Source organism: Pseudoneobacillus rhizosphaerae, from assembly GCF_917563885.1.
GTDB classification, from domain to species: domain Bacteria; phylum Bacillota; class Bacilli; order Bacillales; family Cytobacillaceae; genus Pseudoneobacillus; species Pseudoneobacillus rhizosphaerae.
This window is the reverse complement of sequence record NZ_CAKJTG010000013.1, coordinates 94,723-109,008: the sequence shown is the minus strand read 5'-3', so window position 1 is coordinate 109,008 and position 14,286 is coordinate 94,723. Positions and strand designations below refer to the sequence as shown.

Genomic DNA, 14,286 nt, shown 5'->3' with positions numbered 1-14,286 from the left:
TAAATAAATACTCAAAAATTTAAACAAGGCACGAAAAGATGCCACGAAATCAAAATTGATACGGGAGGAGAATTGGTTCGAAAAGCAACAATCTTTGCGAAAACAGCCTTTTGTTAAGAAACTTATTATAAAAATCTCCAATAAAAAAAGCCAGGATTTTGTCCCCGGCTTAGCTGTCCTTTTGTGTCCGAACTACTAAAACATCACATGGTGCATATCTTGTAATACTTTCTGATACGCTACCAATAAAAATTCTTTCCACCATATTTAAGCCTGTGGCACCGCAAATAATTAAATCAGCATGAAATTTTTTAGCCAAATCCTTTGGAATTTTCACTTTGGGTGAACCGTAGTCAATTTCAGAAATGACATGAGTAATTCCAGCTTTTTCGGCCTCAGCCTTATAGCCTTCTATTAATTCACCTGCATAACAATTGGCCTTTTCTGCAAAGGTAGCATCATAAACACCGACAGTAGCAAAGGTCCGTGTGTCAACAATATGTGCCAATATAAGCTTAGAGTCATATCTTTTGGCCATTTCGATTGCCTTTTTAAACGCCCATTCAGCTTCTTTAGATCCGTCGACTGCGACTAAAATAGTTTTGTAAGTTAAACCCATCTTGCTCTCCTCCTTTTTAATTGTATGGAGTAAAAAATCAAGTTGGAAGGTTTCCACATCTTAATTATACATAAATTTAACAGGAATAAATGTCACAAATTTTCGAAAAATAAATAGGATAATTACTTTTTTGAAAGGGGGAAATACAATGAAAAAACGTGATACAAATGAACAGTATGGTTTTTTTTATGATGAAGATGGAACAAATGTAGTATCCCAACAAATAATGGCCTCTTACAACAGTGGGGTTATTGGGGTCAAAGATCAAGATGATGTTCAGTCGGATGAACAAACAAATATGTAAATTATTCAAAAGTATATTTCTTTGAAACAGGCGGATCTTTTCAATAAACGTTCCGTTTTGAGGTACGCATCCTTATAAATGACAATGAAAAAGGCGTGCAATCTGACAACAGATTTGACACGCCTTTTTCATTTATAATAGATTTGACACACCATAGATTTAAAAAAAGTACTAACCCTCAAGATAAGAGATGAGGAAAACAGTGCGGTTAAAAAACATAAGCGGAGAAATTCCCATTAAATTTAAAATAGCACTTAAAACAGAGTAAATAGACGGAAGAATTCCGACTATTTACTCAAAAAACGTCAAAATGGGTCATTTTGTATTGCTTAATCGGAAAACCTCCGCTTATATATCCCGTATTAAACCTTTTTACGCAGTTTAACCGGAAAATCTCCGCTTATTTTTAATGATCACTGGTACTATATGAAGGATATCCTTCTTATTTATTTGGAAACGTTGTCAAAACGGAACGGCTGACCCTTTTAATCAGCCTGTTCTTTTGATTTTATAGAAGCTTTTTCAGTAGGTACTATTTTTTTATGTAGGAATTTGTTAAAATGTAAGTGTTTTCATAGTTAAGAAGATTTTTCTTCTTCTTTTGCCTTAAAGGTGATATAGTAAAATCTAATTACCAATTAGTAACAAAATTTTTTTATTATAAGGAGGTATGCTTCTTGCGTATCGGGGTACCTAAAGAGATTAAAAATAACGAAAACCGTGTAGCGATGACACCAGCAGGTGTTGTAAACTTAACGAAGTTTGGACATGAAGTATTAATTGAAACAGGCGCAGGACTTGGTTCAGGATTCACTGATGAAGATTATTTCACAGCTGGTGCAAAGATTGTTGATTCAGCAAATGATGCTTGGTCAACGGAAATGGTTATGAAGGTTAAAGAACCACTACCGAGTGAATATACATATTTCCGTGAAGGTTTAATACTATTTACATACTTACATTTGGCTCCAGAGCCGGAATTAACAAAGGCATTAATTGATAATAAAGTTGTAGGAATCGCTTATGAAACTGTGCAAACAGCTAACGGTGCTCTACCTTTATTAACACCAATGAGTGAAGTAGCAGGTAGAATGTCAGCACAAATCGGTGCACAATTTTTAGAAAAGGTACACGGAGGACAAGGTATTTTATTATCGGGAGTACCAGGCGTTCAACGTGGAACAGTGACAATCATCGGTGGTGGTGTTGCTGGAACAAATGCTGCGAAAATGGCAATTGGTCTAGGCGCAAAGGTTACGATGTTAGACTTAAATCCAGAACGTCTTCGTCAATTAGATGATCTTTTTGGATCAGACGTAACGACTTTAATGTCTAATCCTTACAACATCGCAGAGGCTGTGAAAGAATCAGATTTAGTAATTGGTGCTGTATTAATTCCTGGTGCAAAGGCACCTAAGCTTGTTTCTGAGGAAATGATTAAATCGATGAAGTCTGGTTCTGTTGTTGTAGATATTGCGATTGACCAAGGCGGAATTTTTGAAACTACTGATCGCATTACAACTCACGATAACCCTACTTACACGAAGCATGGAGTCGTTCACTATGCGGTTGCGAATATGCCTGGAGCTGTACCACGTACATCCACTATCGCGTTAACAAATGTAACAGTTCCATATGCTGTTCATATTGCTAATAAAGGATATAAGCAGGCAGCTTTAGAAAATGAAGCCCTCTTAAAGGGATTCAATACATTAGCTGGATATGTGACTTATGAAGCAGTTGCTAAGGACCAAAACTTGGAATATAAGAGTACAAGAGAGCTTTTAGAACAGCTCTAATTATGAAAAAAATTCGAGGGTGTTCCCTCGAATTTTTTTGTTTTCAATTTTTCATTTTGGAATGAGAAGGATATTAGCAATAGAAACAGAATTAGTAAAAATAGAAATGGAGGGGATAGAGATTAGGATTAAAACGATACTTTCAATCTTATTATCACTTTTGATTATAGCTGGCTGTGCAAATGATGAAAATGCGGAGGTTGCAATGGATTCAGAGGTAACTTCTACAGTTACAAATACTAATATGTTAAAAATCGTTCTTACAACCGAAGAATTCAACTCGATGTTTAAAAAGAAATCTGATGAAACTCAATATAAGGATGGTAAGTTTGAACTAATGGATGGTACCCTTGTGACGGCTGATTTTTATTCCTATGGAGTTAGTTCTTTATTCGAATATGCAACAGCTGTTTTTTATAAGGAGGAATTAGCTAGTTTACATTTAATAACTACTGTTGGTATAGACCAGATAGAAGAAGCATTAAATATGAATTTTGAAGAGCTTGCATTAGTAGAACCGACTGAAAATGGTTACCAAATCATATTTGATAGTATGTTCCATGACACGAATATAAGCGTTTATCCTTTTGAATGGAAATAGAAAAAACTCGTCATTTACAGACGAGTTTTAAATGTTAATCAGCAATGTTAGATTGTTAGTAATTCTTTAGGGAATTTTGTTAGTATTTCAATTCCATCTTTTGTTACGTAAACATCATCTTCAATTCGAACCCCTGCTACATTTGGCACGTAAATCCCTGGCTCAATGGTATAGACCATACCTTCCTGAAGAAGCAATTGATTAGTCTCTGTAAGAGATGGGAATTCATGAACGCTAATACCTAAGCCGTGTCCAAGGCGGTGAGGAAAGAACTCTCCGTAGCCAGCCTCTCTAATAATATTTCTAGCCGTTAAATCGACTTCTGCACAGGTAGCACCTGGTTTACTAGCTTCGAGAGCAGCTAACTCAGCCTTTAGAACGGTTTCATAAATCTCACGTTGTCTATCATTGATTTCTCCAAAAGCAACTGTTCTTGTAATATCTGAACAATAGCCATCAACAACGACACCTAGGTCAAAAAGAACTAAATCTCCTTTTTGAATTTTTGTTAGTCCTGGTGTACCATGTGGAGAGGCTGCGTTTGCACCTGTTAACACCATCGTCGAGAAGGACATTTCGTTGACGCCTTTTTTCTTCAATGCGTATTCGATAGCAGCAAGGACATCTAATTCAGTTTTACCTTCTTTGATTTCCTGAACCCCAATTTCAATCGCATAATCAGCTAGCGCACAGGCTTCACGGAGTGTTTTTAATTCTGATTCATCCTTAACTAAACGAAGTGTACGAACCTTGTCTTCTGCAGAAACAAAAGTTGCTTGCGGAAAAAGATTAATAATCGCTTCATAGCGTTCAACATTCATATGCTCTTTTTCAATGGCGACTTTGTTAATAGAAATATTTCTATCTGAAATTGCTTTTTGAATGAGATCCCAAGGGCGATCAATATCGCTATGGCCAATTATTTCACCAGACCATCCTGAACGTTTTGCATCCTCTATTTCCATTCCAGGACAGATTAAGAAAGGCTCCTGTTCTTGAAAAATGGCAATAGCTAATAGTCTCTCATGCGGCTCGCTTAAAAATTTACTAAAATAAAAAACATTGTCAGGATTGGTAATAAAACAAAGCTGTATATCAGAGTCCTTCATCCAGCTAGATACTTTTTTTATTCTCTCGTTCATTTCGATATCCCCCTTTTACTATTAAAAACAAAAACACTACTTCGAGATTAGCAAGGATAAGCTAAAAAGTAAAACTTTTTAAGTAATTTAAATGAGTATTAAAAATGTTCTAGAAGGATATGATGAACATTTATTGAAATTATGATTAATAAAATTTAAGGAGGTATTTTTCTTGAAGCTATCCTATCATGGACATTCGGTAGTAAAGATTGAGACTAAAGGTAAGGTCATTATGATTGATCCATTTATAACCGGTAATAGCTTAACGGATTTAAAGGTTGATGACGCAAAACCAGATGTCATTCTTTTAACGCATGGACATAATGACCACGTCGGAGACACAGTAAGATTGGCGCAAAAGCACAACTCACTTGTTATAGCGGTTCATGAGCTTGCAACATTCTTGGGCTGGCAGGGAGTAGAAAGACTTCACGGCATGTCTATCGGAGGCGCTTTTGAATTTGATTTTGGTAAGGTAAAGCTAACCCCAGCATTTCATGGAAGTGCCTACATAACCGAGAATAAAGAAATCGTTTATTGTGGAATGCCATCAGGAATTTTGTTTACGGCTGAAGGTAAAACGATTTACCATGCTGGTGATACGGCTTTATACTCAGATATGAAATTAATTGGTGAGCGTCACTCAATCGATGTTGCATTTTTACCAATTGGAGATAATTTTACGATGGGGCCAGAAGATGCGGCATATGCTGCTAAGCTACTAAATGCAAAAACAGTTATTCCAATTCACTACAATACTTTTCCACCAATAAAACAAGATCCCAAAAGGTTCGTTGAACTATTAGAAAACCAAACATGCATAGTACTTCAACCAGGAGAATTTATTGAATTGTAAAAAAAGCTAAGTTAGAAGGTGTAAAATACTTCTAACTTGGCTTTTTTGCATAATTAAATGACTCCTTCTAGCATACATATGAAACAAGCTATGAAAAAAGGAGGAGAAAGGAATGAAAAAAAATCGCTATATTTTATGCTTGCTAGTAGGTGCTTTTTTACTGTATTTTGCGGTTCCAAGGTTTTCTATGTTTGCAGAAGGGTTAGAAGGAGTTTTTACAGCTAGCTGGATGTTGCTTGCATTATTAGTGATGGCAGGAAACCTCTCTGCCATGTTGTATGCACCTAAGCGAAAAGCTAAATCAAGAAAACTTACAAAACAAACAGCAAAACGATTACGTTATTACGCCTAATCAATGGAAATAAACGGGTTGTAGGTTGAATTACATTGAATCCGTCATACCTTCACTTTATAATAAAGTTATCATAATCCTATCATAGGACGGAAATAGGTGAACGTATGGCCACAAAGCATGAACAAATACTACAATATATTGATTCCCTTCCAGTCGGAGAGAAAATATCCGTTCGGCAAATTGCAAAGGCAATGAGCGTGAGTGAAGGGACTGCTTATCGCGCCATTAAAGATTCGGAAAACAAAGGCTATGTCAGCACAATTGAACGAGTTGGAACCATCCGCATTGAACGCAAGAAAAAAGAAAATATCGAAAAGCTAACCTACGCAGAAATAGTTAATATTATCGATGGACAAGTGGTAGGGGGGAGATCAGGTCTTCATAAAACATTAAATAAATTTGTCATTGGTGCTATGAAGTTAGATGCAATGATGCGTTATACAGCTGCTGGAAATTTATTGATTGTTGGTAACCGAACGAATGCACACGAACTAGCGCTAAAGGCTGGGGCTGCAGTTCTCATTACAGGTGGTTTTGATACAGAAGAACATGTAAAGAAATTAGCTGACGAGTTACAGCTACCAATCATTTCAAGTAGCTATGACACGTTTACAGTCGCAACCATGATTAATCGGGCGATTTATGACCAGCTTATTAAAAAGGAAATTGTCCTTGTGGAGGATATACTTACTCCAGTTGATGATACAATTTATTTAAAAGTAAATGATACGACTGAGGTCTGGCATGAACATAATCGTGAAACGATGCACAGTCGTTTTCCAGTAGTCGATGATAATCGGAAGATTCAAGGAATGGTTACCTCAAAGGATATACTTGGACAGAAACCGAATACCCATATTGATAAAATTATGACAAAAAATCCGATGACCGTTAGTGGAAAAACAAGTGTGGCTTCTGCAGCCCATATGATGGTGTGGGAAGGGATTGAAGTGTTACCTGTTGTCGATGATTCCAATCGTTTAGAAGGAATAATTAGCCGCCAGGACGTGTTAAAAGCATTGCAAATGGTACAACGTCAGCCTCAAGTGGGAGAAACCATTGATGATATCGTGACTAGCCAATTAGTTTTAACGAATGGAAAAAACAAAGGCGAAGAAATCTATCAGTGTGGAGTAACGCCACAAATGACCAACCATCTTGGTACCATCTCATATGGAGTTTTTACGACAATTGTGACTGAGGCAGCAAATCGGGTGCTACGAACGTATAAAAAAGGTGATTTGGTCGTTGAAAATATGACTATTTACTTTATTAAACCTGTACAAATTGACAGTATGTTAGAGATATACCCAAAAGTATTGGAAGTGGGTAGAAAGTTTGGTAAAGTTGACGTAGAAGTATTTAATGAGGGAACACTTGTTGGGAAAGCCATGATGATGTGTCAATTAATAGATCGTAGTTAATTGTAAAGGTTGAAAAATAAAGCTGTTTCTATTATAGAAACAGCTTTCAGGTTTTTATTTTTGGAATTGTTCAGCTTCTTTAATCGCAAGTGGTAGAAAATATCTGTAGGATTTCCAACCAGACCAAATACTCAAGCCACCTATTAGAATAAAAATGGCTGCTACTATATAGGTAACGGTTGATTGAAAGAGAAATAGTTGGTTGATTCCAAATAGACTAACAAATAATCCTAGAGCCATACTAGATTTAGCTGAAATCCATTTTTTTTCAATGGGTAAATTACTTCTAACAAATTTGATTTTATAAAAAATATAAAATGAGAATGAAATGACAATACATAGAACAAAAATTGGCATAAAGCAAGTCCTCCACTTTCAAAAATCGACAATCTATTTTATTTTAACGGTATTTTAGTGGAATTGCTACATGTAGTAAAGAATCTTTTAATTAAAGGAGAATGAAATGAAGGAGCAAATATTAGAAACCATCCAACAATATGAAACGATTATCGTACACCGTCACGTTAGACCTGATCCAGACGCCTATGGTTCGCAATGCGGGCTAGTAGAGATATTGAAAACCTCTTATCCGAATAAAAATATTTTTGCGGTTGGTAAGGAGGATCCATCTTTACATTACATGAGTCGATTAGATGATGTAGTAGATGAGGTTTTTCAAGAAGCATTAATTATTGTATGTGATACGGCAAATGCTGAAAGAATTTGTGATTCTAGATATAAGCTTGGTAAAAAGCTTATTAAAATTGATCATCATCCAAACGAAGATCCATATGGCGACTTATTATGGGTTGATACAACAGCCAGCTCTGTTAGTGAGATGATCTACGAATTCTATTTATTTGGGAAAGATAAGGGTCTGAAAATGTCTGATGAAGCAGCTCGCTTACTGTTTGCTGGAATTGTTGGAGATACAGGCAGATTTTTATTTCCAAGTACTTCAGAAAAAACATTCATGTATGCTGGTGAACTTATTCATTACCATTTTTCGAGAACGGAGTTATTTGACAAAATGTATGAGCTTGACAATAATGTCATACAGTTAAATGGATATATTCTACAAAACTTCGAGATGCGCTCAAATGGTGTTGCCAAAGTTGTCCTCTCCAAAGAAATATTGAGTAAGTTTGAGGTTGTACCTTCTGAAGCATCTTTACTGGTCGGAACGTTAGGAAATGTAAAAGGAATAAAGGCCTGGGTTTTCTTTATTGAAGAGGATGATCAAATTCGAGTGCGCCTGCGTTCAAAAGGTCCGGTTATTAATGGTATCGCAAGAAACTATAATGGTGGCGGCCATCCTTTAGCAGCAGGGGCATCTATCTATCATTGGGATGAAGCTGAAAAGGTAATAAAAGAGCTCGATGAGGCATGCTCATAACAAGAAAAGAGAAGGCCCAATGCCTTCTCTTTTAATTTGCTAAATGAATATTTAATTGTACATTCAAAGTCGTATAAATATATATTTCCTTCAATTCAAATCGATAGCGTTTACTATTGATTTTCACGACTTTATTCTCAATAACACGCTTCAACAGGTCGCGGCTTTTAAAAACAGTCTCTAAGTCCTTTGCAACGATTATACTTAAGTCTCCTTTTATACTTTCCTCCACCTCGTAAATGCTTAATCCATCTAGGTTAAATTTTAGCGCACTTTTCGGATTGATTTTGACCTTAATATCCTGCACGGTCATTTTTTCTTGGCTTTTTTTATTTAAAGCTTGGAACTCTGCCTGCCAAATCTTCTTTTCTTCTTTTAGTTCCTTAATAGACTCTTGCTGAGCATGGATAAGTTTTGATTGTTTTTCTTGTAATGTTCCATAAATAAAGACAAATAGAGCCCAGCTAATGGCCCCACCTATTGCCATTCCGGTAAAAAAACGGCGCCACTGCATCCATAAATGTATAGGTGGAATTTTCATATGGTCGTCTGCTCCTGTGTTAGCCAAAAAATCAATTTTGCTCCTGTTTGTGCTCCACCTAAAGCAGATAAAATTAATAAAAATTGCTTGAAGATATCCTTTGTGCCTCCCTCAAGGAATCCCTTTTCAAAGCTATAAACAGTATCAAAGGTCCCGCCAATAGCTGCGATAATCGCCCATATTCGTAAATCAGTTGAATATCGATAAATAGCAGTTAGCGGAGGTTGTCCAGTTAAAAAGGCGGCTAATCCACCTAGCAGCGAGCCTCCTAATATGACACCTAGTGCGAGAAAATAACCTTCAATTAGATTGGGAAAGAAGCCAATATCTTTCATAACATTACCACCTGTCCTATATATAGCATTACTTCATCTTATGAAAAATCGGTAGGATTATGATTTAAGAGCAAAAAACATTCACTTTTTTAAAGGGGAACATATTTTCTTTTTTTACAATTTGGCCCTATAATAGAGAAGGAATAACTTTGAAGGGTGTGATTGAAATGTCCTTTATTCACCTTCATGTATATAGTGCATATAGCTTATTAAACAGTACTATACAAATAGAAGAGCTTATCCAGGACGCGAAAGTGAAAGGCTTTAAAGCACTAGCGTTAACGGATCGGAACGTCATGTATGGAGCTATACCTTTTTATAAAGAATGCTTAAAGCATGGAATAAAACCTATATTAGGCTTAACGGCAGATATATTAAATGAGAAAGAGGAAAGCTTCCCATTAGTTTTCCTTGCAAAAGATCAACAAGGATTTCAAAATCTGTTGAAAATCACGAGTGTAATAAAAACGAAGTCGCAGGCTGGGATTCCGTTGAAATGGTTAAAGCATTATCAACAAGGTCTCTTTGTGATTACACCAGGTTTAGAAGGAGAGGTAGAGGGCCATTTATTAAATAACGATCTGGACCTGGCAAAAGAGATAATAGAGAAATACAAAAAGATTTTTGGCCAATCGAATTTTTATTTATCTTTACAGAATCACCTTTCACCAAAAGAAGCCGCCATCCAAAGACAGTTAATAGAATTAGCCGCTTTAACTAAAACGGAATTAGTTGCGACAAATCAAGTTTTTTATCTGAAGCAGGAAGATGCCCTTGCACATGAATGCATGTTAGCTATTAAAAATGGGGACAAACTCTCCGATGATCATATTGAGAAGCTGGAGAGTGACCAATATTACTTTAAAACTGCTAAGGAAATGGTAGAGTTATTATCGGAATATCCTTCTAGCTTAGAAAACACGTTTCGAATTGCTTCCGAATGTAACATTACTCTAGAGCTAAACCGAAAACGCTTACCTAAGTTTCCTACAGGAGAAAATCATACAGCTAATAGCCTACTTGAAGAAATTTGTTTAAAAGGACTGAAAGAACGCTTTGGAACTAGTCCCTCACAAATTTACCGTGATCGATTAAATTATGAATTACAAATCATTAATAAAATGAAATTTAGTGATTATTTTTTAATTGTTTGGGACTTTATGAGATTTGCCAGGGAACATCATATTCTAACTGGACCAGGTAGGGGCTCAGCGGCTGGATCATTGGTTGCTTATGTGTTACAAATTACTGATGTTGACCCAATAGAGCATGAGCTGCTGTTTGAACGATTTCTGAATCCTGAGAGAATTTCAATGCCAGATATCGACATCGATTTTCCAGATCACTCGAGAGATGAAGTCATTCGTTATGTAGCAGAAAAGTATGGTGAGTTACATGTTGCTCAAATTATTACTTTTGGAACATTGGCAGCTAAAGCTGCCTTAAGAGACGTCGGAAGAGCCTTTGGTTTAAACACGAAGGAATTAGACTATCTCTCTAAACAAGTTCCCTCCCATTTAGGTATTAGCTTATTATCTGCCTATCAACAATCAGAAGGCTTGCGTAAATTTGTTGATGAAAGTCCTTTACATGAGAAGCTATTCAACACCGCTTTAAAGCTAGAAGGTTTACCAAGACATACATCAACTCATGCAGCTGGAGTTGTCATAAGTGAGGAACCACTTGTCAATGTAGTTCCAATTCAGACTGGACATCAAAATGTATTCTTAACCCAATATTCAATGGAATACTTAGAGGATGTTGGTCTATTAAAAATGGATTTCCTCGGATTAAGAAATCTTACTTTAATCGAATCAATTCTTAAAAATATCGAAAAAGGGACTGGCAGAAAAGTAGATATCAGATTGATTCCTTTAGATGATCAGCTTACATTTGAGCTTCTTTCAAACGGGGAAACTACAGGGGTTTTTCAGTTAGAGTCAGAAGGTATGCGTAAAGTATTGATGAAATTAAAACCGTCTACATTCGAGGACATTGTCGCCGTTAATGCTTTATATCGCCCAGGTCCAATGGAAAATATTCCATTGTTTATCGATCGAAAGCATGGAATTGTGCCCATTCAATTTCCACATCCGGATCTTGAAAAAATTCTTAATAAAACCTATGGAGTTATTGTTTATCAGGAACAAATTATTCAGATTGCCTCGAAAATGGCTGGGTTTACTCTTGGGGAAGCTGACCTATTGAGACGAGCTGTCAGCAAAAAAAATAAAGAGGTATTGGACAAAGAAAGATCCCATTTTGTCGAGGGGTCGTCTAAAAATGGCTATTCACTTGAAGTAGCAAATGATATTTATGATTTAATTGTTCGGTTTGCTAATTATGGCTTTAACCGCAGTCATGCGGTAGCATACAGTTTAATCTCTTATCAGCTTGCTTATTTAAAAGCGAATTACCCATTATTTTTTATGACGGCATTGCTTACCTCAGCGATAGGTAATGAAACAAGGATTGCACAATATATTCGAGAATTGAAGCAAATGAATTATAAAGTGCTCGCACCTTCAATCAACAAAAGTGGTTACTCCTTTCATGTTGAAAATGGTGCGATTCGGTACAGTCTATCTGCGATAAAAGGGATTGGTGCTGTAGCACTTAAAGAGATTTTTCATAAAAGAAAAATAAAACATTTTGATGATTTATTTGATTTTTGTATGAGGGTTTCTACAAAAATTGTAAATCGAAAATCACTTGAATTGCTTGTGCATTCTGGTTGTTTTGATGAGTTTGGACATGACCGCGCTACATATCTAGCTAGTCTTGATGTTGCTATTGAGCATTCTTTGCTTGTGAATCCAGATGATAGTAATCAAATTGATTTCTTTTCAGAAGCAGAGTTTTTTTTGAAACCTAAATATGTTGAGATAGAAAACCTATCTATTGAAGATAAGCTAAATTTAGAGAAAGAAGTTTTAGGTATATATCTTTCTGATCATCCTGTTTCCATTTATGAAAAGGAGCTTTTAGCGGCAGGAGCTGTTCAGCTTTCGAGTTTAAAGGAAGACAGTAGAAACGTAACTGTTGGAATTTATATTACCAGTGTGAAGAAAATCCGCACTAAAAAAGGCGAAGCAATGGCCTTCTTAACAGTCACTGATTCAAGTGGCGAAATAGAATCAGTGGTTTTTCCGACTGTATATAACAAGATTATGTCTCTTTTGAAACAAGGAAATATGCTTGTCGTGGATTGTAAGGTTGAACAACGTTTGGACTCAAAACAATTAATCATCCAAAATGGAATAGAAATACATGAATGGATTGAAAAAAATAAGAAGCCAACATCAGTTCTTTACTTAAAGCTTGAAAAAGAAAAACAATCAGCTAAACAGCTTCAAAATTTAAAAGAACTATTAAGTAAATATCATGGCCGAACTAGTATCGTTCTTTTTTATGAAGGGTCAAAAAAGACAGTCCTACTAGAGGAACGATATCACATAAAACCCTCTAGATTATTATTGGAACAATTAAGCAAATTTCTTGGTTCTGAAAACGTAATCCTTAAGGAATAGTCTTTACAAGCTGTACAGTTATGTTATATTGATAGAGTGATTATTTGTGGTCTGACCACTGATATTTAAGAAAAAAATACCTTTTATGATAAAGGCCTTTTTAACTTCTTTTGATAAATATAGGGAGTGAATTCAGATGAGTTTACGTGAAGAAGCATTACATATGCATAGAGTGAGTAAAGGTAAATTAGAAACGGTATCAAAGGTCCCAGTTAGAGATGCAAAAGATTTAAGTCTTGCTTATTCCCCTGGTGTAGCAGAACCTTGTAAGGAAATCTATGATAAGCCTGAAACAGTATATGACTATACAATGAAGGGGAATATGGTAGCAATTGTATCCGATGGAACAGCGGTACTTGGATTAGGTAATATTGGTCCTGAAGCAGCACTTCCTGTAATGGAAGGAAAAGCAGTTCTATTTAAAAGCTTTGCAGGCGTAGATGCTTTCCCTATTTGTTTGGCAACTACTGATATTGATAAAATTGTTGAAACAGTAAAATTACTTGAGCCAACATTTGGTGGAGTAAACCTTGAAGATATCGCTGCCCCGAATTGTTTTGAAATTGAAGAGCGTTTAAAAAGAGAAACTAATATTCCTATTTTCCATGATGATCAACATGGAACTGCGATTGTAACGGTAGCTGGGCTTGTTAATGCATTAAAAATTGTTGGTAAAAAAGTTAATGAAATAAAGGTCGTAGCAAACGGTGCAGGTGCTGCTGGAATTGCGATTATTAAACTTCTTTATAGCTTTGGTGTAAGAGATATTATTATGTGCGATACAAAAGGTGCTATTTATGAGGGACGTCCTAATGGAATGAATACTATTAAGGATGAAGTAGCAAAATTCACAAACCGCGAAAATTTAAAAGGCAGTCTTGAAGATGTTATTAAAGGTGCAGATGTATTTATTGGAGTTTCAGTTGCTGGTGCACTAACAAAAGAAATGGTGGAATCAATGAATAGCGATTCGATTATTTTTGCTATGGCAAATCCAGTACCTGAAATTATGCCTGAAGTTGCAAAAGCCGCAGGGGCAAAAGTAATTGGGACTGGTCGTTCAGACTTCCCCAACCAAGTAAACAATGTGTTAGCATTTCCTGGTATCTTCCGTGGTGCACTCGATGTACGTGCAACACATATAAATGAAGCTATGAAGGTTGCAGCAGTTGAGGCGATTGCAAGTCTAATCGATGAAAATGAGCTAAATGCGGATTACGTAATTCCAGGACCATTCGATTCTCGTGTAGCACCAGAAGTAGCTGCAGCAGTTGCTAGAGCGGCTATGGATACAGGTGTTGCTCGTATTAAAGTTGACCCTGAAGAAATTAAAGAAAAAACAAGCAGACTTGCGACTATTGGAAAAAGTGAGTGATAAATAATA

The 14,286-nt window shown here is 36.1% G+C and carries 14 protein-coding genes; 9 read left to right on the top strand and 5 right to left on the bottom strand.

Annotated elements, in window-relative coordinates; all coding sequences use genetic code 11:
* Positions 1 to 169: 169 nt before the first annotated feature.
* On the bottom strand, positions 170 to 619 hold the full coding sequence (locus tag LRP83_RS13050; protein ID WP_230497138.1) for a universal stress protein: 450 nt from the start codon (positions 617 to 619) through the stop codon (positions 170 to 172).
* 148 nt (positions 620 to 767) lie between these two features.
* Between LRP83_RS13050 and LRP83_RS13045 the strand changes: the two genes are divergently transcribed.
* The 3 genes from LRP83_RS13045 to LRP83_RS13035 all read left to right on the top strand — a co-directional run bounded on the left by LRP83_RS13045 (position 768) and on the right by LRP83_RS13035 (position 3,323).
* Entirely contained in the window at positions 768 to 923 is a 156-nt protein-coding gene (locus LRP83_RS13045) for a hypothetical protein (protein WP_230497137.1), read from the top strand.
* Between the two features lie 677 nt (positions 924 to 1,600).
* Positions 1,601 to 2,722: an alanine dehydrogenase gene (gene ald / locus LRP83_RS13040; protein WP_230497136.1), complete on the top strand. Its 1,122-nt coding sequence runs from the start codon at positions 1,601 to 1,603 to the stop codon at positions 2,720 to 2,722.
* A 61-nt stretch (positions 2,723 to 2,783) separates the two neighbouring features.
* On the top strand, positions 2,784 to 3,323 hold the full coding sequence (locus LRP83_RS13035; protein WP_230497135.1) for a hypothetical protein: 540 nt from the start codon (positions 2,784 to 2,786) through the stop codon (positions 3,321 to 3,323).
* Between the two features lie 47 nt (positions 3,324 to 3,370).
* Here the strand turns inward: LRP83_RS13035 and LRP83_RS13030 are convergent, their stop codons facing one another.
* On the bottom strand, positions 3,371 to 4,465 hold the full coding sequence (locus tag LRP83_RS13030; RefSeq protein WP_230497134.1) for a M24 family metallopeptidase: 1,095 nt from the start codon (positions 4,463 to 4,465) through the stop codon (positions 3,371 to 3,373).
* Between the two features lie 172 nt (positions 4,466 to 4,637).
* Here LRP83_RS13030 and LRP83_RS13025 point away from each other — a divergent pair, with 172 nt between their 5' ends.
* The 3 genes from LRP83_RS13025 to LRP83_RS13015 all read left to right on the top strand — a co-directional run bounded on the left by LRP83_RS13025 (position 4,638) and on the right by LRP83_RS13015 (position 7,100).
* Positions 4,638 to 5,321, top strand: coding sequence for a metal-dependent hydrolase (locus tag LRP83_RS13025; protein ID WP_230497133.1), 684 nt, complete (start codon positions 4,638 to 4,640; stop codon positions 5,319 to 5,321).
* Positions 5,322 to 5,433: 112 nt separating this feature from the next.
* A complete protein-coding gene (locus LRP83_RS13020) occupies positions 5,434 to 5,673 on the top strand; it encodes a hypothetical protein (protein ID WP_230497132.1) in 240 nt (79 codons plus the stop codon).
* 107 nt (positions 5,674 to 5,780) lie between these two features.
* A complete protein-coding gene (locus LRP83_RS13015; protein WP_230497131.1) occupies positions 5,781 to 7,100 on the top strand; it encodes a CBS domain-containing protein in 1,320 nt (439 codons plus the stop codon).
* 54 nt (positions 7,101 to 7,154) lie between these two features.
* Here LRP83_RS13015 and LRP83_RS13010 read toward each other — a convergent pair whose 3' ends face one another.
* The gene (locus LRP83_RS13010; RefSeq protein WP_230497130.1) at positions 7,155 to 7,457 is read right to left on the bottom strand and encodes a YtpI family protein; all 303 of its coding nucleotides are present in this window, start codon (positions 7,455 to 7,457) and stop codon (positions 7,155 to 7,157) included.
* 106 nt (positions 7,458 to 7,563) lie between these two features.
* Here LRP83_RS13010 and LRP83_RS13005 point away from each other — a divergent pair, with 106 nt between their 5' ends.
* Entirely contained in the window at positions 7,564 to 8,496 is a 933-nt protein-coding gene (locus LRP83_RS13005; RefSeq protein WP_230497129.1) for a DHH family phosphoesterase, read from the top strand.
* Positions 8,497 to 8,527: 31 nt separating this feature from the next.
* Here LRP83_RS13005 and ytrI read toward each other — a convergent pair whose 3' ends face one another.
* Together ytrI and ytrH are read right to left on the bottom strand one after the other, a co-directional pair.
* Positions 8,528 to 9,037: a sporulation membrane protein YtrI gene (ytrI, locus tag LRP83_RS13000; RefSeq protein WP_230497128.1), complete on the bottom strand. Its 510-nt coding sequence runs from the start codon at positions 9,035 to 9,037 to the stop codon at positions 8,528 to 8,530.
* On the bottom strand, positions 9,034 to 9,372 hold the full coding sequence (gene ytrH / locus LRP83_RS12995) for a sporulation membrane protein YtrH (protein WP_230497127.1): 339 nt from the start codon (positions 9,370 to 9,372) through the stop codon (positions 9,034 to 9,036). Before ytrH ends, ytrI begins: the two co-directional genes overlap by 4 nt.
* Before the next feature lie 167 nt (positions 9,373 to 9,539).
* Between ytrH and dnaE the strand changes: the two genes are divergently transcribed.
* Positions 9,540 to 12,902 (top strand): DNA polymerase III subunit alpha, encoded by a 3,363-nt coding sequence (dnaE, locus tag LRP83_RS12990; RefSeq protein ID WP_230497140.1) that lies wholly within the window; start codon positions 9,540 to 9,542, stop codon positions 12,900 to 12,902.
* 136 nt (positions 12,903 to 13,038) lie between these two features.
* A complete protein-coding gene (ystJ, locus tag LRP83_RS12985; RefSeq protein ID WP_230497126.1) occupies positions 13,039 to 14,277 on the top strand; it encodes an NADP-dependent malic enzyme in 1,239 nt (412 codons plus the stop codon).
* The last annotated feature ends 9 nt before the right edge of the window (positions 14,278 to 14,286 follow it).

Excerpts from the sequence above, each read along its gene's own strand:
- ytrH (WP_230497127.1), bottom strand. The coding sequence starts at position 9,372 with ATGAAAGATATTGGCTTCTTTCCCAATCTAATTGAAGGTTATTTTCTC.
- dnaE (WP_230497140.1), top strand. The coding sequence starts at position 9,540 with ATGTCCTTTATTCACCTTCATGTATATAGTGCATATAGCTTATTAAAC.
- ytrI (WP_230497128.1), bottom strand. The coding sequence starts at position 9,037 with ATGAAAATTCCACCTATACATTTATGGATGCAGTGGCGCCGTTTTTTT.
- LRP83_RS13050 (WP_230497138.1), bottom strand. The coding sequence starts at position 619 with ATGGGTTTAACTTACAAAACTATTTTAGTCGCAGTCGACGGATCTAAA.
- LRP83_RS13010 (WP_230497130.1), bottom strand. The coding sequence starts at position 7,457 with ATGCCAATTTTTGTTCTATGTATTGTCATTTCATTCTCATTTTATATT.
- ystJ (WP_230497126.1), top strand. The coding sequence starts at position 13,039 with ATGAGTTTACGTGAAGAAGCATTACATATGCATAGAGTGAGTAAAGGT.
- LRP83_RS13035 (WP_230497135.1), top strand. The coding sequence starts at position 2,784 with ATGAGAAGGATATTAGCAATAGAAACAGAATTAGTAAAAATAGAAATG.
- LRP83_RS13015 (WP_230497131.1), top strand. The coding sequence starts at position 5,781 with ATGGCCACAAAGCATGAACAAATACTACAATATATTGATTCCCTTCCA.
- LRP83_RS13005 (WP_230497129.1), top strand. The coding sequence starts at position 7,564 with ATGAAGGAGCAAATATTAGAAACCATCCAACAATATGAAACGATTATC.
- LRP83_RS13030 (WP_230497134.1), bottom strand. The coding sequence starts at position 4,465 with ATGAACGAGAGAATAAAAAAAGTATCTAGCTGGATGAAGGACTCTGAT.
- LRP83_RS13020 (WP_230497132.1), top strand. The coding sequence starts at position 5,434 with ATGAAAAAAAATCGCTATATTTTATGCTTGCTAGTAGGTGCTTTTTTA.
- LRP83_RS13045 (WP_230497137.1), top strand. The coding sequence starts at position 768 with ATGAAAAAACGTGATACAAATGAACAGTATGGTTTTTTTTATGATGAA.